Raw genomic sequence first — 21,013 nt, 5'->3', positions numbered from 1 at the left:
TCCTTCTTGCATCTTATTTTGTTGATTCACGCGTATCGGTCAGTGCCTGAGCAGGTTGCTCGATTCGTTTGCTGTAATATCGGGTAACGGTCTGGGCACTGATCGTCAAAGCGTCTTTCAGCTCTTCAAAAGTGGGATACTCCGTGGCTCTGGCAAGAGCGAGCTTCAGGGGCGCATTAGCTTGTTCCTCTTTGAAGTCATCCCCCATCGTCAGGCGCAGGAAGTTCTGCACCTGACGAAAGAGCCGCATGGCACGGCTGAGGTCCTCATTTTCCTCCTGCTCGATCAAACCTGCCTTCGCCATTTTGCTGAAGGCCTGCTCGGAGGAGGGAGATATGATATCGGGACAATCTGCTGCGTCGCGCAATTGCAGGTACTGAGCCAGGAAATCCAGATCGTAGAGCCCGCCGCGCACATACTTGCAGTCCCATATCGATTTCCCGGGATGCTCCTTCTCAATTCGCCTGCGCATATCGTGTACGGCCAGCAGGAGCTGATCGGGATCGCGGTGCTTTGTGAGGACCGCGTGGATATGGTTCTCGAGATCGCTCGTCAGACTTGCCGGACCATGTATGACGCGTGCCTTTGTCAGGGCCATGTGTTCCCAGGTCCAGGCGTCATTCTGTTCGTACTTTGCAAAGCCGTTGACGGACAGCGCGATGGGGCCCGCCGCACCGGATGGCCGCAAACGCGGGTCCACTTCGTAAAGCTGGCCTTCAGCTGTCAATGCAGTCAGGGCCGTAATGATACGCTGTGCAAGACGCCCATAGTAAACGCTGGCGGACAAGGGCTTTCGGCCGTCCGATTCCGCGTGGTCATCTGCAGTCTGATAGAGGAAAACCAGGTCCAGATCGGAACTGAAGGTCATTTCACGCCCGCCCAGTTTGCCGAGCGCCAGGATCAGCAATCCGCCGTCGGGTATGACCCCGTGCTGTTCTGCCATCTGAGCCTCCACCGTGGGCGCCAAGGCACGAATGACGGCTTCCGCAAGGTCGGACAGCGCTGTTGATGCCTCGATCGAGGTTATGCTGCTCCTCAGGATCTGGACACCGACCTGGAAGCGATGGTCGGCTGTCCAGCGGCGCACAACATCCAGGCAGTCCTCGAAGTCACGCGCGCGACTGAGTTCCTCCCGCAAATGTTTTTCCAGGGTTTCCCTGTCCGGCAAGGGCTCGAAAAAGCTTGAGTCCAGAACCGCTTCCAGAAGCCCGGCATTGCGACTCAGGTGATCGGCCAAAGCGGGGGCTCGACCCATGATATCTCCCAACACCTCGAGGAGCTTGGGATTCTGGTACAGCAGGGAAAACAACTGGACTCCCGCAGGAAGCCCCGCAAGGAAGGCATCAAAACGCGAAAGGGCCGTATCAGGGTCCAGCGTTTCCCCAAACTGATCGATCAGCGCCGGCATGATTTCCGTCAGAATCTGGCGGGCACGGGTCGAGCGGGTGGCGCGGTAGCGGCCATGATGCCAGGCCCGAACAGTATGGAAGACTTTCTCGCCGTCCTGATACCCCATTGTCTTCAGGGTTTTCAGGGTCTCGGGCTCCGGTTCTCCACCCGTGAATACCAGGTTGCCCGGGCCTGCGAGGCTGGGCGCTTCCTCGAATAGTTCGGCGTAGTGGCGTTCGACCTTGCGAAGGTGATCGAGAAGATCTTCACGAAAGCGCTCCTGGCTGGAATAGCCCATGAAGCCCGCGATCTGCGAAAGGCCGTCGGCGGTTTCCGGCAGGCTGTGGGTTTGCTGATCTTCGACCATCTGAAGTCGGTGTTCGAGAGTACGCAGGAAGCGATAGGCGTCGAGGAGGTCATGCTGTGCTTCTGCGGAAATGCGTTCTGCCTCTGCGAGCTGGTCCAGTGCATCCAGGGTTTTGGCCGGACGCAACACGGGTTCGCGTCCTCCGAAGATCAACTGTTGAACCTGGACGAAGAACTCGATTTCGCGGATCCCGCCACGCCCCAGCTTGATGTTGTGCCCCTCGACCTCGATGACAGATCCACCTTTCTGCGCATGGATCTGGCGTTTGATGGAGTGAATGTCCTGTATCGCCCAGAAATCCAGATGCTTGCGCCAGATAAAGGGGGCAAGCTCATTCAGGAACCATGCACCGAGTTCCAGATCGCCCGCTGCAGCTCGTGCCTTGATCATGGCGGCACGTTCCCAGTTTTGTCCGGTGGATTCATAGTAGGACAGGGCTGCGTTGACGGAAAGGGCAAGCGGCGTGGCGCCGGGATCCGGTCGCAGGCGAAGGTCGGTTCGAAAGACGTACCCGTCAGCAGTCCGTTCATCCAGCATGCGGGCCAGGTCTTGGGTCAAACGGACCATCCGGCTTTGCAGGTCGCGGCTTCCGCGATAGTCAATTTGTTCAGGTGAATAGAGTACAATCAGGTCTATATCCGAGGAATAATTGAGTTCTCGTGCGCCGTACTTGCCCATGGCGATAACCAGATAGCCACAATCGGTCAGTGGATAATCCTGGTTCTTGAGCGCGATTTCACCGCGTCTGTCTGCCTGGAGGAGGAGGTGGGCCACAGCAGCGTTGATGGCCGTATCTGCGAATGCACTGAGCTGTTCTGTTACAGCCATCACATCCAACAGTCCGGCTATGTCACAAAGTCCTAGAAGCAGTGAAGTGCGTCTTCTGGATTGCCTCAGGATACGCATGGCCTGGGCAGTATCTTCGCAGGCCGGCACCTTGTTTTCGCACTCTGTCAGAATGCCCTGGAATGCCGTTTCGGGAGATTGCTCCAGGGTTCTTCCTGTCCAGGGGAGATCGGACAACAGGCACTGGGTCAGGTAAGGCGAGTACCCAAAAATGACATCCAGCAATTGTGATACCTGAGCGTGCTCCAGAATCTCCGTGAGTTTATCCTGTTGTTCGTCGTCCAGATTCCGGAGTCGCTCTTCCAAATGTTGCCGCCCAACAGATATCCGCTCGTTGTCCCCGGGCGGAGGCAGTATTTCTAACCGGGACAACAGGCTTGAAGACATGATTCATATCCCTTCGGAAGACACGCATATTCATGGAGCCTCCGTTGCCGGAAACCCCCGGTCAAGTACTGCTCCGACGAATCTGGAATCGGACGAATATCTTCTGTCCGGGCATGGCCTGGACAGGTAGGATCGTTCCATGGCGTTTCGCAGTGCACATTGGATTCTGAACTTCGTTTCCGCATTCGTCATCCTGGCTGTCGTCCTTTTGGTCTTCGCAGGCTGGCGATTGTCCCAGCAGCCTGTTTCCATCGATTTTCTGGAACCTGTTCTTGAAGATAACCTGTCATCCTCGACAGGTGACATTCGGGTGGATGTCGGCGAAACCTACCTGGCCTGGTCCGGAACCACGCGTCGCCTGGGTCTTCAGGCACGCGACTGGCGTGTTTATGATGATCAGGACAGACTGCTTGCCTCGTTCCCGCGCGCCGATGTCATCTTCAGTCTGACGGAGTTGCTGAAGGGGAATCTTGCGCCTATTGAGATCGATATCCTGGATGCGCGAGTCAATCTCGTCCGCGATCAGGAGGGGCGGTTTAGGATGGGGGGACTGGGCCAGGATACGGAGTCGGAAGAGGGGTTCAACGAGCTCGCCAAACGTTTTCTGGGGCGGATGCTGTCCAAGACTCCCGGGGATGAACCTTGGTCATATCTGCAAAAGCTGCATATTACACGAGCTGATCTGGTACTTGAGGACAGGCGATTAGGAACCGTTTTTTCAGCCGAGAATTCGGACATCGACATATGGCGTGAACCATCAGGCATTGGTGGACAGGCGGACCTGGGCCTGCGGCTGGGCGATCAACTGACTCCCGTGGCGGCGTCATTCCATTATGGGAAGTCCAATGATGCCATCGACATCAATCTCAGCCTGAATGGATTCGATCCTACGGCGACCGGATCGGCCTTCGATGCCTTCCTTCCCCAGTCCCAATCACTCTCTGGCCTGGAGTTCATTCTGGATGCCCAGTTTCGGGGCCAAATACCGCTTTCAGGTGAAATGCCAAATGGAAGCTTCAGTATGCGTTCCGATGGGGGACATCTCAATCTGCCAAGGCATTTCAACCGCAGTCTTGCCTTCGAGACACTTTCTGTTGAAGGCGAGCTTCATTCGAATGACAAGCACCTTCTGACTGTCTCCGATGCCAGTCTTGACCTGTTGAGTCCCGAAACCGGGCAGTCAGGCCCTGCCATTTCCCTTACAGCTGAGCTTGAAGCTATGCAGCAGGGATATGGCGTAGGGCTTGAGGGGGAAATCCGGAACGTACGCGCCAGGGAGCTTTCGCATTTCTGGCCTCTTGCCGTGGCCGAGAACGCCCGTGACTGGGTTACGGACAATATCCGCGACGGCGGCGTCAACATGTTGGAGCTCCGGGCAGCCCTGGACTTCGATGAAGCCTTGAACGTCAACCTGCGTGAAATGGCCGGGGGCTTCGATTACGAGGGGCTGGAGATTCATTATCTTGAGCCACTTCCACCCGCCGTTTCCACGTCTGGAACAGCAAGCTTCACCCCCGACGGACTGGACTTCGTGATCGCAGAAGGGCAGGTGAACGGGATTGAGGTGACGGAAGGGCTCCTGGATATCCATGGCCTGTCAGGCGAGGATCACCGCCTGGATCTGTCTCTACAGGCCAATGGTGCTTTGACAGCGGCATTCCAGATTCTCGAGCATCCGCGACTTGCCTTGCTGCAGGAAATGGGTTTCACGGCAGCTGGAAGCGAAGGGCAGTTCGATACCGATCTCAATTTTGCATTTCCACTACTGGACGACCTGGAATTCGATGATGTGAACCTGTCTGCTGCGGGTCAGTTGGAAGACGTCTTCATTGCCAATGCCTTCCTGGAAGAGGACATGCGAGGCAGTCCTCTGGATATCCAGGTCAATCAGGATGAGATGCAGGTCCAAGGACCCATGCAGCTTGGAGCTGTTCGGGGAACAGCTAACTGGCGCGAAGTCTTTGCGGGTCCGGGACTGCGTACTGAATTGGCGGCGGAGATCCCCGCACTGGATGAAGCCGGATGGGCGGTGATCGATGTAGATCCCGCGCCCTATCTCTCTGGTCCGGCAGCTGTTTCCCTGTCAGCGCGTGTCTATGCCGACGAGCGTGCAGAAATTGATGTGCAAGCCGATCTGTTCGACACAGAAGTTCAGATTCCCGAGTTGCAGTGGCGCAAACCAGCGTCTCGGGAGGGCAATCTGAACGCTCAGTTGGTCCTGCAGGGCGAGCGTTTTTTAGGGGCGGAGAACTTCGAGTTCAGTACCGAGGATCTGCAGGCCTCCGGAGTGATTACGATGAACGAGCCTGGCCAGGAGATACAGGAAGCGGCTCTCTCCAGCTTTAACATGGGACGCTCAAGCCTGCAGGATATCGTGATGCGGCGTCCTTCCGGATCGGCACTTGAAGTTGAGCTGGGAGGTGGGGTGTTGGACCTTGTCCCCTTGATGGAGGATACGGATGACACTGACTCCGACATGGAATTGTCCTCCAGCGCGGATGAAGACCCTCAAGACCTGGTGATCCGTGCGCCTAGTCTGTCCAGGGTCTATTTCTCGCAGGATCGCTACTTCGAGAACCTATCCGTTGCTGCAGAACGACGGGATGGTCTCTGGTTGATGGCGCGTGGACGTGCAGACCTGCCTGGCAGTTCACCAGTGCCGGACACCGAAAGTGGTGCCGAGGCGCCCATTCCGGATGGTTTGCGATTGAATTATGGGCCTGTGGAGTCAGGGGGACACAGGCTTGAACTTACGGCCAGTGACATGGGCGCGCTTCTTGAGGCTGCAGATCTGACAGAGGGGATCCGGGGCGGTGCCATGCGCATTTCAGGTGAAGCGGATGGCCCTTATCCACAGGCACCTCTCAATCTGCGTATCTGGTCACAAGACTTTCGCTTGGTGAATGCGCCTGCCATGGCGCAGCTTCTGACGGTGGCATCCTTGAGCGGTATAGCCAACCTCATGAGCGGAGAAGGGATCGTCTTCGAACGCCTGCATGGAGATGCGATTGTTTATGAAACCCAGATCACGAGCGAACTGATCCAGGCAAACGGACCCTCGCTCGGAATTACGGCCAAGGGACGGCTCGACATGGAGGGAAAGGCCACGGACATCCGCGGGACCCTTGTGCCGGCCTATTCGATAAACAGTGTTCTGGGCTCCATACCGCTGATTGGCGATCTGCTGACAGGTGGAGAAGGTGAGGGCATCCTGGGGTTCAGTTATGCAGTAAGCGGTCCCATTGAGGATCCTGATATCGCAGTGAATCCACTATCCGTTCTGGCTCCGGGTTTCCTAAGACAACTCTTCAATATCGCCCCCGATACCAGCCCACCGGACGAAAGCCCCACGGAAGACGGTGGAGGTGCTGAGGATGACGAAGAGCCGGCCTTTGAGACCCGTCCGCCCTCCAGAGGACGATAAATCCTTAGCGCGTTTCGACCAGAGCGTGCCGTTTTCTGCCTGCTGATACGCGGATGCTGTTGTCCGTGAAATCGTTGTCTGTCACCAGATAACTTTCGTCGTCTATCCGCGCGTCGTTTATGCGCGCGCCGCCGCCCTTGATCAGCCGACGGGCTTCGCCATTCGACTTGCTGAGGCCTGCTTCGCGCAAGAGTTCATACAGAGGAATGCCTGAATTCAGGCGGTCACGATCAACTGAAACCTTTGGCAGTCCCTCGCCGCTTTGCCCTTCCTCGAAGGTCTTCCGTGCCGTTAACGCTGCTTCTCGGGCCGCTTTTTCATTTCGACAAAGAGCTGTTGCCTCGTGCGCCAGGATTTTCTTCGCTTCATTGATCTCCTGGCCCTCCAGCTTTTCGAGACGCGCGATCTCATCCAAAGGCAGCTCCGTGAACACCCGAAGGAACCGTCCTACGTCTGCGTCCTCGGTGTTGCGCCAGAACTGCCAGTAGTCATAGCTGCTCAAGCGTTCTTCATTCAGCCAGATGGCCCCGCCGGCGGTTTTGCCCATTTTCTGGCCGGAGGCCGTGGTGATCAGGGGGGTGGTCAGCCCGAAAAGCTGTTTATGATCCAGGCGCCGTGTCAGTTCGATGCCGTTGACAATGTTGCCCCACTGGTCCGAGCCGCCCATTTGCAGCAGACAATTCCGGCGGCGTGAGAGTTCCAGGAAATCATAAGCCTGGAGGATCATGTAATTGAACTCCAGGAAAGTCAGCGGCTGCTCGCGATCCAGACGCAGTTTGACTGAGTCGAACGAGAGCATACGGTTGACCGAAAAATGCCGACCGAAATCGCGCAGAAATGCGATGTAATTGATATCGTCCAGCCAATCCGCGTTGTTGACCATGACGGCGTCTGTCGGTCCCTCACCGAAGGTCAGGAACTGTTCGAAGACACTGCGGATGCCGGCCATGTTGTTGGCAATATCCTCGTTGCTGAGCAACTGACGGGTTTCATCACGTCCAGAGGGATCTCCGATCTTCGTCGTGCCGCCACCCATGAGCACGATCGGCTTGTGGCCGGTTTTCTGAAGCCATCGAAGATTCATGATCGACATCAGATGCCCAACATGCAGGGAGTCTGCCGTACAATCGAAACCGATATAGGCCGTAACAGGTCCGGCCATCAGCTGTTCATCAAGGCCTTCCAGGTCGGTGCATTGATGAAGAAAACCGCGCTCGGAAATTTCTTTGAGGAATTCGGACTTCGCCATGTCTTGGATAGCCATTCTGAAGATACGATGGAGCGAGGGTGATTAGCACAGGGCTATCAAAGCCTCAACGTACCGTCTTCAAACGGCTTGCTGACGAAATAAACCCTGGAGCCCCTGCCTGGATGCATCGCAGATTCCGGCTTCCGTAATCAGAGCGGTGACATACCTTGCCGGGGTGACATCGAAAGCGTAATTCGCCGCGCGACTGCCTTCAGGCAATAGCTTCACTTCACAGAGACGACCTTCCTGATCCAGGCCGGATAAATGGCTGACTTCCTTGGGGTCCCGCTCTTCAATCGGCACCTGTCCCACGCCTTCCTGAAGCTGCCAGTCGATTGTTGGACTGGGCAGTGCAACATAGAAAGGTATTCCATTGTCATGAGCAGCCAGGGCTTTCAGGTAGGTGCCGATCTTGTTGCAGACATCACCGTTGGCCGCAGTCCGATCGGTTCCCGTGATGCAGAGATCGACTTGTCCGCTCTGCATGAGGTGACCGCCGGCATTGTCCACAATCACGCTATGGGGCACGCCGTGCCCGGCCAGTTCCCAGGCTGTTAGGCTGGCCCCCTGGTTTCGCGGACGGGTTTCGTCAACCCATACGTGCAGCGGAATACCGAGGTCATGGGCCTTGTAGATGGGGGCCAGGGCTGTCCCCCAGTCGACAGTGGCCAGCCACCCTGCATTGCAATGGGTCAGTATGTTCAGGGGCTCACCGGTCTTCTTCCTGCCTGCGGCTTCCTTGAGCAGCGATAGCCCGTGTGCACCTATGGCTTCATTCAAAGCTGCATCTTCGTCACAGATGGAGCGGGCAATCTCATAGGCCTTGTTCAAGCGCTCATTGCCGTTCAGGGAAGACAGGCCGGATGTCATGCGTTGCAGGGCCCAACGCAGATTGACTGCGGTCGGCCGCGTTGACATCAGACTGGATACGGCCTGCTCCATGGCATGATCGCTGCTATCCTGGCGCAAGGCCAGGCAGAGACCATAAGCTGCAGTTGCTCCGATCAGGGGCGCTCCTCGGACCCGCATGGAAACGATTGCCTCGGCTGCTTGTTCCTGGCTGGTCAGGCGATGCGTGGCGAATTCATGAGGCAAGCGTGTCTGGTCAATGATCTCGACCGACCATCCATCTTCCCCCAACCATATGCTGCGATAGTAGTGATCGCCGACTTTCATGCTTTAGTGCCGCTGCTTGACGTTGTCTCCTGACTTGGAATTTCTGACACTCGGGAGAACACCGCGCAAGAATGGATTGCGCGCACAAGACCTGTAGGAGAGATCGTTTGAGTATTGCACGGGAGTCCACTTCTGGAACCGGAACGACTCAGGGTGCCCTGGATCGCCTGTATGCCGTTGTCGCTGGTGACGATTCCCTGGATCGAGCATGTGACGCCATCCCAGATGATGCTTGCACGCAGGTTCCAAGGAACTTCTTTCTGAACCTTTTCAATGGCCTGTGCACAAAACTTGCCGAACAACTGGTCAGTCCAGGACTGACGCTGCCCTGGTTGCTGACGGCGATCGGTGCCCCTGGGGCACTGGTTGGGTTTCTCTCACCAATCAAACAGGTTGGATCTCTGGTGCCGCAGCTTTTTGTTGCGGCACGTATTCGGCAGCTTGGCCGACGCAAGTGGGTCTGGGTCTCGGCTGGAATTCTGCAGGCGTGTTGTCTTCTGTTGATGATACCTTCCGTCCTGCTCCTATCGGATTGGGTGGCCGGCTTGACTGTACTGGCGTTGCTCACGGTATTCAGTGTTGCAAGTGGCGCCGGATCCGTCTCCTTCCAGGATGTCTTGGGCAAGACGATTCCCAAGGGCCGGCGCGGGCGGCTGCTTGCCGGGCGAGCTGCGCTTGGCGGAGGCCTGACGCTCATTGCCGGTTTGGGGCTTAGAGTTTTTGTCGGGGAAGATGCCGGAGCAGGACCTTACGTTCTGCTTCTGCTAGTTTCCGCAGGCCTTTGGCTGATTGCAGCCGTGTTCTTCGCCGGGATTCGCGAGGCCCCAGGCGAACAGCAGGGGGGTCGCAACGCCATCGCAGAGGCCAGAAAGGGCATTGCCCTTGTCAGGTCCGTGTCTGGGTACCGAAAGTATCTTAACGCAAGAGCTGCCCTGACGTCGGTCGAGGTTGCCATGCCGCTTTTCGTGCTGCATGCCTATCAACAGGTTCCCGCAGGCATGAGTGCACTTTCCATATTCATTGTGTTCGTTGGTTTGGCCAACATCATAAGCAGTCCGTTCTGGGGACGTCTGTCCGACCGAACGGCAAGGCAGGTCATGATGCTGGCGGCAATCATGGGAGGGACAAGTGGTGTTCTGGCACTCCTGCTTGGATGGTGGGCTGCGGAAACACTTTCCGTTTTCTACTATGCACCTGTTTTCTTTCTTCTTGGTATTGCCGAGGCCGGAGCACGTTTGGGGCGCAAGACCTATCTCGTGGATGCAGCCCCTTCAGAAGAGCGCCCCCTTTATGTCGCCTTTGCGAATAGCGCAATCGGTCTAGTAGCACTGGCCTTGGGCGGGCTTGGAATCCTGGCCGACCTCTGGGTTCCAGCAACCGCGGTCATTGCTTTCACTGTCCTGGCGTTCCTGGGAGGCTTTCTCAGTTACATCATGCCCGAGGCGAATAGAATGGTTGGACAATGATGCGCATGCTTTATTGGGTGGCACTATGGACATCCTGATCGGTCTTATGAGCGGCACCTCGCTGGACGGCGTTGATGTCGCTGCGATAGAGACGGATGGGCGCAGCCAAGTTCGCTCACTTTGCTTCGAAAGCCTGGCTTACGGAGATGCGTTTCGGGATCGCTTGCGACAGCTTCTGAATGAACCCGACGATCCCTCGTCGGCAGAAGTCGAACGTGAATTGACCTTGCATCATGCGGAAGCAGTCGAGCGGTTGCTTGGGCAAGGCAACCTGCCTCGGAAAGCTATCAGGGCCATCGGTTTTCACGGCCAGACGATCCGGCATGATCCAGCCCAAAGGTACACCTGGCAGATGGGAGATGGTTCACTGCTCAGTCAGCAGCTCGGGATCAGCGTGGTTACAGACTTTCGCACTGCGGATGTTCGCGCTGGGGGGCAGGGCGCGCCACTTGCACCGATCTATCATGCCGTGAAAGCGGCAGACCTGGAAAAGCCCGTTGCCGTTCTGAATCTTGGTGGTGTTGGCAATGTCACGTGGGTGGGGTCCAAGCCTGAGGCTATTCTTGCTTTCGACACCGGGCCGGGAAACGCCTTGATTGACGATTGGATTTACCGTGCGATCGGCCAGGCCTGTGACCTGGGTGGAATGCTCGCGGAGAGAGGGAGCGTGGATCCGATAGTCCTGTCTGAGCTTATGGCTCACCCCTACTTTGAAGATCACCCGCCCAAGTCACTTGATAGAAACAGTTTTTCTGTATCCAGGCTGGAAGGAATGTCCGTGGAGGACGGAGCAGCAACCCTGACAGCCTTTACGGCTGCTGCCGTGACGCGCGCGCAGGCATTTTTTCCGGGTCCGGCCTCGCGCTGGCTGGTCTGTGGTGGCGGGCGGCACAACCCGACCATCATGAAAGCATTGGCGCGCGAACTGGCCGGGCCTGTGGAACCGGTTGAAGCTGTCGGTTGGAATGGGGATGCCCTGGAAGCTGAATGCTTTGCCTACCTTGCGTCGCGTAGCCTTCAGGGCTTACCCATATCATTCCCCTCCACGACAGGCGTTTCACGCCCAATGCGTGGCGGGCGACTTCATGCAGCCACAGTGTGAGAATGGTCCAGAGAAACGGCCTCAGGATTCCAGTTTTGCAGGCGCGTCCTGGTTGTTCTGAATGCGGGCGATATAGTCTTCGGTGATGCTGTCAAGCCGTTCCAGGTGACCCTGGAAGAAGTGGTTGGCACCTTCGACAACGCTGTGTTCGATGGAAATATCCCTTTGATGGGACAGCTTGTCGACCAGCTTCTTGACGGAAGCCTCGGGAACGATTTCGTCGGTGGTTCCCTGAACGACCAGCCCTGAAGACGGGCAGGGGGCAAGGAAGCTGAAATCATAGAGATTGGCCGGTGGTGCCACGGAGACAAAGGACGAGATTTCCGGGCGTCGCATGAGAAGCTGCATTCCGATCCAGGCACCGAAGGAGAATCCGGCAACCCAGCAGGTCGATGCATTGGAATTGTACATCTGCAGCCAATCGAGCGCCGATGCAGCATCAGACAATTCGCCTTCGCCACGGTCATAAGTTCCCTGGCTGCGGCCGACCCCTCGGAAGTTGAAGCGCAATACCGAAAAGCCTTGGCGCGCAAATGCATGGAAAAGGGTATAAACAATCTTGTTGTTCATGGTCCCCCCATGCTGAGGATGGGGGTGCAGGATCAGGGCAATCGGCGCGTTGTCCGCACTGGCGTGCTGATAACGGCCTTCCAGCCGACCAGCCGGACCATTGATGATAACGTCAGGCATGCGTTCGGGTCACCTTGCTGTATATGCCACATAAAGTGCGCCCAAAGCGCACTTTTTCAAGATACCGGATCGTCAGCATCCGCCATGATGCCGGCAAAAGTTGACCAATTTAGTCAGGAAGCTTATATGCCGTAAGATAGCGGGTGTGTCGACCGTACTTGCGGCCGGGCCGGAAAATAGCCGACGGAACGAGCAATGTTCAAGACTTTACGCGCCGAAATTGATGCAACGATGGCTCGCGACCCAGCAGCGCGGTCCGCTTTGGAAGTCATACTGTGCTATCCCGGCTTCCAGGCAATCCTGTTTTACAGACTGTCACACTGGCTCTGGATACGGAATATCAAGCTTTTTGCTCGCTGGCTCTCTCAGTTGGGGCGCTTTCTCACGGGCATTGAAATCCATCCCGGCGCACGGATTGGCTGCCGTTTCTTCATCGATCATGGAATGGGCGTTGTCATCGGTGAAACAGCCGAGATTGGCGACGATGTTACGCTCTATCACGGAGTTACGCTGGGGGGCGTCGCGCCAAGCGTGGACAGTGAAAGCCAGCGCAACCAGAAGCGCCACCCCAGCCTAGAGAATGGCGTCATTGTTGGCTCTGGGGCGCAAATCCTGGGACCAATCACCGTGGGACAGGATGCCCGTGTCGGGGCGAACGCTGTTGTGACCAAGGCTGTGCCGGCCAGGACGACAGTTGTGGGTATTCCGGCAAAATCGATCCAGCCATCAGCTGCCGCAAGCAGCGAGGATTTCATGGCCTATGGTACACCAACGGGCGAAATTCCCGATCCCATTGCGCGGGCCCTGGAGGGGTTGCTCGACGAAGTCCAGAACCTGCGCGCGCGTGTCGGTGAACTTGAGAATGACGGAGAAGGCTCAGCTCAGGAAAATCTGTCGCAAGCGGGCGAGACAGGCCAGGACGTCGAACAGGAAAGCGACAAACTGAGTGGCAAGTGTTGAGTCGGAACGCTCATTTCATGTCAAAGGAACCACTCTACCTGGACTACAATGCAACAGCACCGATGAGGCCCGAGGCATTGGAGGCCTTTCGGCATGCTGTCGAGCAGACTGGTAACGCTTCGTCCGTCCATACTTTCGGACGTGCGGCCCGCAAACTGGTGGAAGATGCGCGACGACAGATCGCGCGCTGTATTGCGGCCGATCCTACGCAGGTGATTTTCGTCAGTTGTGGGACGGAAGCCAACGCGACGGCGCTAGGCAGCGTCATCAACGAGCAGGAAGCAGAAAAGCTTCTTGTCTCCTCCGTTGAGCATCCTTCCGTATTGCAGGCCTTTCCCGAGAAGATGCAGACGTTTCCTGTGGATTCCAACGGTCATGTTTCGCCGACCACTGTTCGCCAATATCTGGAAGACGCTCCGAAAGGAACACGGGTCTCGGTTATGCTGGCCAATAATGAGACGGGAACACTGCAGCCGATTCCCGAGATTGCCGATGAAGTTCATGCCAAGGGAGGCCTGCTTCATTGTGATGCCGTCCAGGCGCTGGGTAAGATTCCCTTGTCTTTCAACGAACTTGAAGCCGACATGATCAGCCTGTCTGCTCACAAGCTGGGCGGTCCACAGGGGGTTGGGGCGCTGGTCCTGCGTAAAGGCCTACATCTGGAAGCTTGCTTGCGCGGAGGCGGGCAGGAGGGACGCCGTCGTGCCGGAACAGAGAATGTAGCCGGTATAGCTGCCTTTGCAGCCGCTGTAGAAGCAGCAACTGAGGAACTCTCCAGGTTCCAGAGTCTCGAGAGCGCCCATCGAGAGATGGAAGAAACGCTGAAGGGTACTGCGCCGGAGACCATTGTTTTTGGAGCCGATAGTCCGCGCCTGCCGAACACCACCTGTATTGCCATGCCGGGTGTTTCGGCCGAACTGCAGTTGATGGCACTTGATCTCGAGGGAATTGCCGTCTCTTCCGGTTCGGCCTGCTCTTCAGGCAAGGTTGAACCTTCCCATGTGCTGACGGCCATGGGAGTGGATGAAACCCTGGCGGCCAATGCACTGCGCGTGTCTAGCGGATGGGCGAGCAAACCATCGGATCTGGAACGATTCAGCCAAGCTTGGCTCGCTGTATACCAACGACAGCAACGCGCCGCCTAGACCGAGCGCCGCCTAGACGGAGCAATGCGCGTGACCCCTCTATCCTGAATCTGCTATGGGCTAGGGCAATGACCCCAGAACCTGGCCCATGGCCACCGGCTTACGATGAAGCCGGTTTCTGAATGAAGGAGTTCAAGCTTTATGCCGAAAGTTGTCTTCATCGAGCGAGATGGCAATCACAAGGAAGTGGAAGCACCTGTGGGGCTTTCACTTCTTGAAATTGCGCATCGCAACGATGTGGATATCGAGGGAGCCTGTGAAGGTTCACTGGCCTGCTCTACCTGTCATGTCATTGTCGAAGATAAGTGGTTCAAACGCTTGGAGGAACCAAGCGAAGACGAGGAGGATATGCTGGATCTGGCTTTTGATCTGCAGCGCACATCCCGCCTTGGCTGTCAGATTGTCATGACGGAGGAATTGGATGGCCTGATCGTTCGTCTGCCTGGCGACACACGCAACATGCTGCTCGAGTAGTAGGAATGCTGTTCGAAAGTCTGAAGCAAAGCTGCCCCCATGAATGGGATGCCTTTGTCACGCACCCCTTCGTCGAGAAGCTGGCGCAGGGAACTTTACCCGAGACTGCTTTCCGTCACTACCTGATGCAGGACTATATCTTCCTGTTGCACTACAGCCGGGCGCACGCACTTGCGGTCGTGAAATCCGACAATGTGGACGACCTGCGGGAATCTGCCTTCATGGTCGACCTACTGCTCAATCACGAGATCGGCTTGCATGTTGATTACTGTGCCCGTTGGGGAATCTCGGAACAGGACCTGCAGGTTACCGAGGAAGATCCCGCCAACAGGCTGTATACGCGCTATGTTCTGGACAAGGGACACCAGGGCGATCTGTTGGACTTGTTGGTAGCTCTTGCTCCCTGCGCGCTTGGCTATGCCGAGATCGGGAAACGACTGCTCGAGGGTGAGGAAACGAATCTTGAGGGGAATCCCTATCGCGAATGGATCGAGCTTTATGGCGGAGACGAGTTCCAGGAGGGGGCCCAAAAAGCGGCCGGACAGCTCGATCGTGTCGCGATTCGCCGTGGAATATCCCGGGAAGATGCAACCACTTCTACGCGCTGGCCTTCACTCTGTGACAACTTCCGAACCGCTGTTCAGTTGGAAACCAGTTTCTGGAACATGGGGTTGAATCCTCCGAGTTCCTGATTTCATCAGTCGGCAAGCTGCCAACTGCCATCCGGGTTGCGGCAGGCCGTTGCCCAGGTCTGTCGTTCCTGCCCCATCAGAACCGCTGTTGCCTTGTATCTGCGGCATGGCTGCCTATCCTGCTGCAGGCTCTTTACGGGAATGATGGTGTAGTCCACCGGCTGCGCCCCCTGCCATGTAATTGGCTTGTTATCGGGGGCCTGTTCCAGGATTTGGGCAATGCAGTTCTGATCCAGGCTGTCCATCCACTGACCGATGACTCCCCCTACCAGGATGCCGTCGGCCGTTCCCCCCAGCACGGCAAGCGTTTGATCGTCGTTGTGATCACTTCGTGAGGCGAGGGATGCTCCGTAAGTGCCCCCCAGTGCACTGCCCAGAAGGGTGCGATTGCACTGCCCAGGATCCAGTGAAAGGTAGGGCGAATAGGCTTTGACGGGTTGGTCGGGATTTCCATGTCCTGGTGCCCAGGGTGGTTGGGATGCAGAAAGTGTTGGACTGCTCGATACGACAAGCAGACTTGCCAGGAGTCCAAATTTAATTCGCATTGTCACGCCACTCCACCTTGTCAATATGACCAGAAGGCACTTTTAGCGGACAGGGCAGGTGATGTCCGGCGGCAATTTAGAGGCAGATTCGTGTTAGGAACCGACTCGCAGTTCGGTCAAACGTCCAGTGCCTCGGAATCCATGAAGCGGGCGTGTTCCTGGATGAAGGCAAAGCGTAACTCGGCCTTCTTGCCCATCAGGTGTTCGACGCGCTCTTCCGCTTCCTGGACATCATTCTCAGGGCCTTCGTATGCGTCGCGGGGGTGAACCACGACACGCAGCAGGCTGCGTTTTCCCGGTGCCATGGTGGTTTCGCGCAGTTGTGCGGGAGGCATTTCGCCCAAGCCTTTGAAGCGACTGACTTCAACCTTGCCCTTGTTCTTGAAAACCTCGCGCGTCAGACGCTCGCGGTCTTCTTCATCATGTGCATAGACACTCTTGTCCCCCTGGGTCAGGCGATAGAGCGGCGGTTGTGCAATATAGAGGCAGCCGGCATCGATCAGTCCGCGCATTTCACGAAAGAAGAAAGTGATCAGTAGCGAGGCGATATGCGCGCCGTCCACGTCCGCATCCGTCATGATGATCACCCGCTCGTACCGCAGCTTCTCCTGGTCGAATTGTCCACGAGTGCCGCATCCCAGCGCCTGAATGATGTCAGAGATCTCCTGGTTGCCGCGCAGCTTCTCTGCGGTAGCGCTGGCAACATTGAGAATCTTGCCGCGCAGGGGCAGGACTGCCTGGGTGTCACGGTTTCGGGCCTGTTTTGCGGAGCCACCTGCCGAATCTCCCTCAACCAGAAAGATTTCGGTCCCTTCCGCCTTCGTACGGGCGCAGTCGGACAGTTTTCCGGGAAGCCGGCTTCGGCGATTCGTTGCCGTCTTGCGCGACTGCTCGCGTTCCTGTTTGCGCCGTTGGCGTTCTTCGGCCCGTTCGATCAGGTGCTCGAGCAGTTTACCGGCGCGCTCCGGATTGCCCGACAGCCAATGATCGAAGTGGTCCTTGACCGTTGCCTCCACCAGCTTCGCAGCCTCGGGAGAGGACAGACGTTCCTTGGTTTGCCCCTGAAACTGTGGATTCTTTATAAAGACCGACAAAAGCAGGCAGGCGCCTCCCAACAGGTCTTCGGCGGTTATGTTCGCGGCTTTCTTGTTCCCGACAAGGTCGCCATAGGCCTTGATGGCCTTGGCCAAAGCCGTTCGGAAACCCTGCTCATGGCTGCCGCCGTCCGGTGTTGGGACGGTGTTGCAATAGGAAGAGACGAAACCTTCTTCCGGACCGGCCGGCCAGGTAATTGCCCATTCCACCTTGCCAGCAGAATTCGAGAAAGTGCTTTCGCCGCTGAAGGGCTGATCCACGATGGTCTGGCGCTCGTCCAGGATCGAAGCGAGGAAGTCGCGCAAGCCACCTGGAAAGTGCAGGATTTCCTGCTGGGGTGTCTTGTCATGCTCACCCAAAAGGGCAGGGTCGCACGACCAGCGAATTTCTACGCCTCTGTGCAGGTAGGCTTTTGAGCGTGCCAGGCGGTAGAGCCGGGCGGCGGAGAAATGCAGGTCATTCCCGAAGATCTTGGTATCCGGCACAAAAGTTATGCTCGTACCGCGCCTGTTCTGGACACTACCCAGAGCTTCGAGTTTGCCCTGGGGCTTGCCCTCTGCATAGCTCTGTCGCCAAAGCTGGCGATCGCGAGCGACTTCGACAGTCAGGGATGAAGCCAATGCGTTGACGACAGACAGTCCAACGCCATGAAGGCCGCCAGAAGTCTGGTAGGACTTGTCCGTGAATTTTGCTCCGGAATGCAAAGTTGTCAGAATGACTTCAAGTGCTGAAAGCTCGGTAAACTTCGGATGCGCATCCACAGGTATGCCGCGCCCGTTATCCCGAATCGTGACCCTGTCTTCCGCACTCAGTTCGATCTCGATGCGAGTGGCGTGCCCAGCAACGGCTTCATCCATTGCATTGTCCAGCAATTCGGCCACCAGGTGATGTAGGGCACGATCATCCGTGCCGCCGATATACATTCCGGGGCGGCGCCGGACCGGCTCCAAACCTTCAAGGACCTCTATGTCCTTGGCCGAATAGGAATCGTCGTTGCTGTCGGTTGTCTGGAATAGGTCTACCATGAGCGCATTATAAGTGGGGTTGGCCTGTGTTCAAGAATATGCAGTAGTTACGAACGTTATGAACTACGAAATGTTGAGAGGTTTTTATGGAACAGCCCCCCAAAGCGGATCCGGCACTGCGGACCCTGGCAATGCCAGGAGACGCCAATGTGAATGGAGACATATTCGGCGGCTGGGTCCTCTCGCAAATGGATCTGGCCGGGTCTGTGCCCGCTTCTGTTCGTGCCGACGGCCGAATAGCAACCGTGGCCGTGGATGCCATGCGCTTTCATCGCCCGATTCACGTTGGTGACCTCGTGACATGTTATGCGGAGATCATCAAGGTCGGACGCACCTCGTTGACGGTTTATATAGAGACTTGGGCCAAGCGGCAGCGCACCGATGAAGACGTGCGCGTCACGGAGGGAAATTTCGTTTATGTTGCGATTGACGCGAATGGCAATTCCCGCCCCATACCAGACAGGCAATAACAGGCAGCTTCCCGGATGACATTAGCGGAAAATTAAGTTTAGCCCTGCATAGTCCACCAACTTGATGCCTTTCTTTTGGGCATCCCGAAAGACAGCTTTGATTACGGGAGACTAAAGCATGCTGTCGGCTGGTGGCCTGATCATGGTCGTGTTTATGGTATTTGGTGGTTACCTTCTGGCGGGGGGCAATATGGAAATTGTCCTCAAGGCCCTGCCATTGGAAATGATGATTATCGGAGGCGCTGCTGTTGGCGCACTGCTGGTTGCCAATGCCAGCAGCATCGTCAAGCAAACCGTTTCCGGAATTGGGCGGGTGTTCAAGGGGCCGCGCTGGCATCGTGACGATTACAGGGATCTGCTCTGCCTGCTTTATGCCTTGACCAAAGTCATGAAGACCAAGGGCGTTGTCGGCTTGGAGCCGCATATCGAGAACCCCGAAGAAAGCAAGATATTCCAGCAGTTTCCCAAGATCGCCGCGGATCACCATGTGGTCGCTCTTGTTTGCGACACACTTCGGATGGTCACCATGAATCTGGACGATCCGCATCAGGTTGAGGATTTCATGGAACGGCAGTTGGAAAAGCACCACCAGGAAGCCTTGAAGCCTGCAGAAGCTTTACAGACGATGGCCGATGGCCTGCCCGCATTGGGAATTGTTGCTGCGGTTCTCGGGGTGATCAAGACAATGGCTTCGATTGACAAGCCGGTGGATGTGCTGGGCGGTATGATTGGTTCCGCGCTGGTCGGGACTTTTCTGGGTGTTTTCCTTGCCTATGGCTTTGTCGGCCCGATGGCCACACGCCTGAAGCAGATCATTGATGAGGAAGCCCAGTTTTATGCCGTAATCCGTGACACCCTGACGGCACACCTGCATGGGCATGCTGCCCAGGTATCCGTGGAGATCGGACGTGGCAATGTGCCGACGCGTATCCAGCCCTCATTCTATGACCTGGAAGAGGCAATCAACGCCATTCCCAACGAAGCACCCGCTTGAGCTCGAAAAGATAGTACGGAGGCAGGCGTACGACGTAAAACGGGCCGCTCATTCGAGAGCGGCCCGTTTTGTCTCTATGATCCTGAGAAAAGGTCAGGAGCTATAGTACATCTTGTATTCTATCGGATGCGGGGCCTGCTCGAAGGCATAGACCTCTTCCCATTTCAGGTCGAGATAGCCGCGCAGCTGGTCCTTGTCGAAAACATCGCCTGCAAGCAGGAAGTCCTGGTCGGCCTCAAGAGCCTCAAGCGCCTGACGCAGGGAACCGCAGACAGTCGGGATGTCTTCCAGTTCCTCTGCCGGCAGGTCATAGAGGTTCTTGTCCATGGCGTCGCCCGGGTGGATCTTGTTCTTGATGCCATCTAGGCCGGCCATGAGCAGGGCCGTGAAGGCCAGGTACGGGTTTGCGGTCGGATCAGGAAAGCGCACTTCCACACGCTTGGCTTTTGGCCCGGCTCCAAAGGGAATTCGACAGGAGGCCGAGCGATTGCGCGAAGAATAAGCCAAGAGAACCGGCGCTTCGAAGCCTGGGACCAGCCGCTTGTAGCTGTTGGTGCTCGGGTTCGTGAAGGCATTCACGGCGCGGGCATGCTTGATGATTCCCCCAATGAAGAACAGGGCCGTTTCCGAGAGGCCAGAGTAGCCATCACCGGCAAAAAGCGGCTTGTTGTCCTTCCAGATGGAGAGATGGCAGTGCATGCCTGAGCCATTGTCTCCATAGACCGGCTTGGGCATGAAGGTTGCCGTACGCCCGAAGGAATGTGCGACATTGTGCACGACATACTTGTAGATCTGCATATTGTCGGCGCATTTGACCAGAGTGTCGAACTTGATGCCCAATTCGTGCTGGGATGGCGCGACTTCGTGGTGGTGTTTTTCCACCTGGACGCCCATCTCTTTCATGACGCTGACCATTTCGGCGCGCAGGTCCGTGCCTGAATCAACAGGGGGAACAGGAAAGTAGCCCCCCTTGATGCCGGGACGATGGGCCAGGTTGCCTTCCTCGATCTCCGCACCGGACATGTAGGGACCTTCCTCGCTGCTGAAGCGGAAGAAGGAGTGATGCATGTCGACGGCATAGCGCACGTCGTCAAAGACGAAGAACTCGGCTTCAGGGCCGATCACGGCCGTATCACCGATTCCGCTCGACCCCATGTAGGCAAGCGCCTTCTTGGCGGTCGTGCGTGGATCCCGATTATAGGGCTGGCCAGTAACCGGATCCAGGATGTCACAGAACAGAATGAGCTGTGGCTGTGCAGCAAAGGGATCCATGACGGCGCTGGAAAGATCCGGCTTCAGCGCCATGTCGGATTCGTTGATTTCCTTCCAGCCCGCGATAGACGAGCCGTCGAACATGATGCCTTCAGCTAACAACTCTTCATCAACCGTGTCCACATGATGGGCCAGGTGTTGCCACTTGCCGCGCGGGTCGGTGAAACGGAAATCGATGTATACAACGTCGTTGTCCTTGATCATCTGGAGAACGGTATTTGCATCGGACATAGTGTCTGCGTCCT

Annotated in this window: 16 protein-coding genes; 9 read left to right on the top strand and 7 right to left on the bottom strand. The window is 56.7% G+C overall.

Features of this window, described 5'->3' with window-relative positions; all coding sequences use genetic code 11:
* Positions 1-13: 13 nt before the first annotated feature.
* A complete protein-coding gene (locus tag G502_RS0102960; RefSeq protein ID WP_051151987.1) occupies positions 14-2,908 on the bottom strand; it encodes a bifunctional [glutamine synthetase] adenylyltransferase/[glutamine synthetase]-adenylyl-L-tyrosine phosphorylase in 2,895 nt (964 codons plus the stop codon).
* 220 nt (positions 2,909-3,128) lie between these two features.
* Between G502_RS0102960 and G502_RS0102950 the strand changes: the two genes are divergently transcribed.
* Positions 3,129-6,413, top strand: a complete 3,285-nt coding sequence (locus tag G502_RS0102950; protein ID WP_022727166.1) for a YhdP family protein — start codon at positions 3,129-3,131, stop codon at positions 6,411-6,413.
* Between the two features lie 4 nt (positions 6,414-6,417).
* Here G502_RS0102950 and tyrS read toward each other — a convergent pair whose 3' ends face one another.
* Together tyrS and mtnA are read right to left on the bottom strand one after the other, a co-directional pair.
* Positions 6,418-7,662, bottom strand: a complete 1,245-nt coding sequence (tyrS, locus tag G502_RS0102945; RefSeq protein WP_022727165.1) for a tyrosine--tRNA ligase — start codon at positions 7,660-7,662, stop codon at positions 6,418-6,420.
* A 78-nt stretch (positions 7,663-7,740) separates the two neighbouring features.
* Positions 7,741-8,838, bottom strand: coding sequence for an S-methyl-5-thioribose-1-phosphate isomerase (mtnA, locus tag G502_RS0102940; RefSeq protein ID WP_022727164.1), 1,098 nt, complete (start codon positions 8,836-8,838; stop codon positions 7,741-7,743).
* A 107-nt stretch (positions 8,839-8,945) separates the two neighbouring features.
* Here mtnA and G502_RS0102935 point away from each other — a divergent pair, with 107 nt between their 5' ends.
* The gene (locus G502_RS0102935) at positions 8,946-10,304 is read left to right on the top strand and encodes an MFS transporter (protein WP_022727163.1); all 1,359 of its coding nucleotides are present in this window, start codon (positions 8,946-8,948) and stop codon (positions 10,302-10,304) included.
* A gap of 25 nt (positions 10,305-10,329) precedes the next feature.
* Entirely contained in the window at positions 10,330-11,406 is a 1,077-nt protein-coding gene (locus G502_RS0102930) for an anhydro-N-acetylmuramic acid kinase (RefSeq protein WP_022727162.1), read from the top strand.
* 21 nt (positions 11,407-11,427) lie between these two features.
* Here G502_RS0102930 and G502_RS0102925 read toward each other — a convergent pair whose 3' ends face one another.
* A complete protein-coding gene (locus G502_RS0102925) occupies positions 11,428-12,096 on the bottom strand; it encodes an alpha/beta hydrolase (protein ID WP_022727161.1) in 669 nt (222 codons plus the stop codon).
* 195 nt (positions 12,097-12,291) lie between these two features.
* On the opposite strand from G502_RS0102925, the gene cysE reads away from it, so the two are divergent.
* The 4 genes from cysE (at position 12,292) to tenA (ending at position 15,367) form a co-directional block, all read left to right on the top strand.
* Entirely contained in the window at positions 12,292-13,056 is a 765-nt protein-coding gene (gene cysE / locus G502_RS0102920; protein ID WP_022727160.1) for a serine O-acetyltransferase, read from the top strand.
* 17 nt (positions 13,057-13,073) lie between these two features.
* Positions 13,074-14,201 (top strand): cysteine desulfurase family protein, encoded by a 1,128-nt coding sequence (locus tag G502_RS0102915; RefSeq protein WP_022727159.1) that lies wholly within the window; start codon positions 13,074-13,076, stop codon positions 14,199-14,201.
* Between the two features lie 141 nt (positions 14,202-14,342).
* Entirely contained in the window at positions 14,343-14,675 is a 333-nt protein-coding gene (locus G502_RS0102910) for a ferredoxin family 2Fe-2S iron-sulfur cluster binding protein (RefSeq protein ID WP_022727158.1), read from the top strand.
* A gap of 5 nt (positions 14,676-14,680) precedes the next feature.
* Positions 14,681-15,367, top strand: a complete 687-nt coding sequence (tenA, locus tag G502_RS0102905) for a thiaminase II (protein WP_022727157.1) — start codon at positions 14,681-14,683, stop codon at positions 15,365-15,367.
* Positions 15,368-15,372: 5 nt separating this feature from the next.
* Here the strand turns inward: tenA and G502_RS21270 are convergent, their stop codons facing one another.
* Complete coding sequence (locus tag G502_RS21270; protein WP_022727156.1) at positions 15,373-15,912, bottom strand: RT0821/Lpp0805 family surface protein; 540 nt, start codon at positions 15,910-15,912, stop codon at positions 15,373-15,375.
* Positions 15,913-16,028: 116 nt separating this feature from the next.
* On the bottom strand, positions 16,029-18,032 hold the full coding sequence (parE, locus tag G502_RS0102895; RefSeq protein ID WP_022727155.1) for a DNA topoisomerase IV subunit B: 2,004 nt from the start codon (positions 18,030-18,032) through the stop codon (positions 16,029-16,031).
* 149 nt (positions 18,033-18,181) lie between these two features.
* Here parE and G502_RS0102890 point away from each other — a divergent pair, with 149 nt between their 5' ends.
* Positions 18,182-18,502, top strand: coding sequence for an acyl-CoA thioesterase (locus G502_RS0102890; RefSeq protein ID WP_245560701.1), 321 nt, complete (start codon positions 18,182-18,184; stop codon positions 18,500-18,502).
* Between the two features lie 118 nt (positions 18,503-18,620).
* Positions 18,621-19,496: a flagellar motor stator protein MotA gene (gene motA / locus G502_RS0102885; RefSeq protein ID WP_022727153.1), complete on the top strand. Its 876-nt coding sequence runs from the start codon at positions 18,621-18,623 to the stop codon at positions 19,494-19,496.
* A gap of 93 nt (positions 19,497-19,589) precedes the next feature.
* Here the strand turns inward: motA and glnA are convergent, their stop codons facing one another.
* Complete coding sequence (gene glnA / locus G502_RS0102880; protein ID WP_022727152.1) at positions 19,590-20,999, bottom strand: type I glutamate--ammonia ligase; 1,410 nt, start codon at positions 20,997-20,999, stop codon at positions 19,590-19,592.
* Between the last annotated feature and the right edge of the window lie 14 nt (positions 21,000-21,013).

It is taken from the genome of Fodinicurvata sediminis DSM 21159, assembly GCF_000420625.1.
Lineage (GTDB): Bacteria > Pseudomonadota > Alphaproteobacteria > Kiloniellales > DSM-21159 > Fodinicurvata > Fodinicurvata sediminis.
Note: the sequence above shows the minus strand (reverse complement) of the source record. Positions and strands in the feature narration are given on the sequence as shown.

Coding starts and splice junctions, on each gene's coding strand:
- motA (WP_022727153.1), top strand. CDS start 18,621: ATGCTGTCGGCTGGTGGCCTGATCATGGTCGTGTTTATGGTATTTGGT.
- tyrS (WP_022727165.1), bottom strand. CDS start 7,662: ATGGCGAAGTCCGAATTCCTCAAAGAAATTTCCGAGCGCGGTTTTCTT.
- G502_RS0102930 (WP_022727162.1), top strand. CDS start 10,330: ATGGACATCCTGATCGGTCTTATGAGCGGCACCTCGCTGGACGGCGTT.
- parE (WP_022727155.1), bottom strand. CDS start 18,032: ATGGTAGACCTATTCCAGACAACCGACAGCAACGACGATTCCTATTCG.
- cysE (WP_022727160.1), top strand. CDS start 12,292: ATGTTCAAGACTTTACGCGCCGAAATTGATGCAACGATGGCTCGCGAC.
- G502_RS0102910 (WP_022727158.1), top strand. CDS start 14,343: ATGCCGAAAGTTGTCTTCATCGAGCGAGATGGCAATCACAAGGAAGTG.
- mtnA (WP_022727164.1), bottom strand. CDS start 8,838: ATGAAAGTCGGCGATCACTACTATCGCAGCATATGGTTGGGGGAAGAT.
- G502_RS0102915 (WP_022727159.1), top strand. CDS start 13,074: ATGTCAAAGGAACCACTCTACCTGGACTACAATGCAACAGCACCGATG.
- G502_RS0102925 (WP_022727161.1), bottom strand. CDS start 12,096: ATGCCTGACGTTATCATCAATGGTCCGGCTGGTCGGCTGGAAGGCCGT.
- G502_RS21270 (WP_022727156.1), bottom strand. CDS start 15,912: ATGCGAATTAAATTTGGACTCCTGGCAAGTCTGCTTGTCGTATCGAGC.
- G502_RS0102950 (WP_022727166.1), top strand. CDS start 3,129: ATGGCGTTTCGCAGTGCACATTGGATTCTGAACTTCGTTTCCGCATTC.
- glnA (WP_022727152.1), bottom strand. CDS start 20,999: ATGTCCGATGCAAATACCGTTCTCCAGATGATCAAGGACAACGACGTT.
- tenA (WP_022727157.1), top strand. CDS start 14,681: ATGCTGTTCGAAAGTCTGAAGCAAAGCTGCCCCCATGAATGGGATGCC.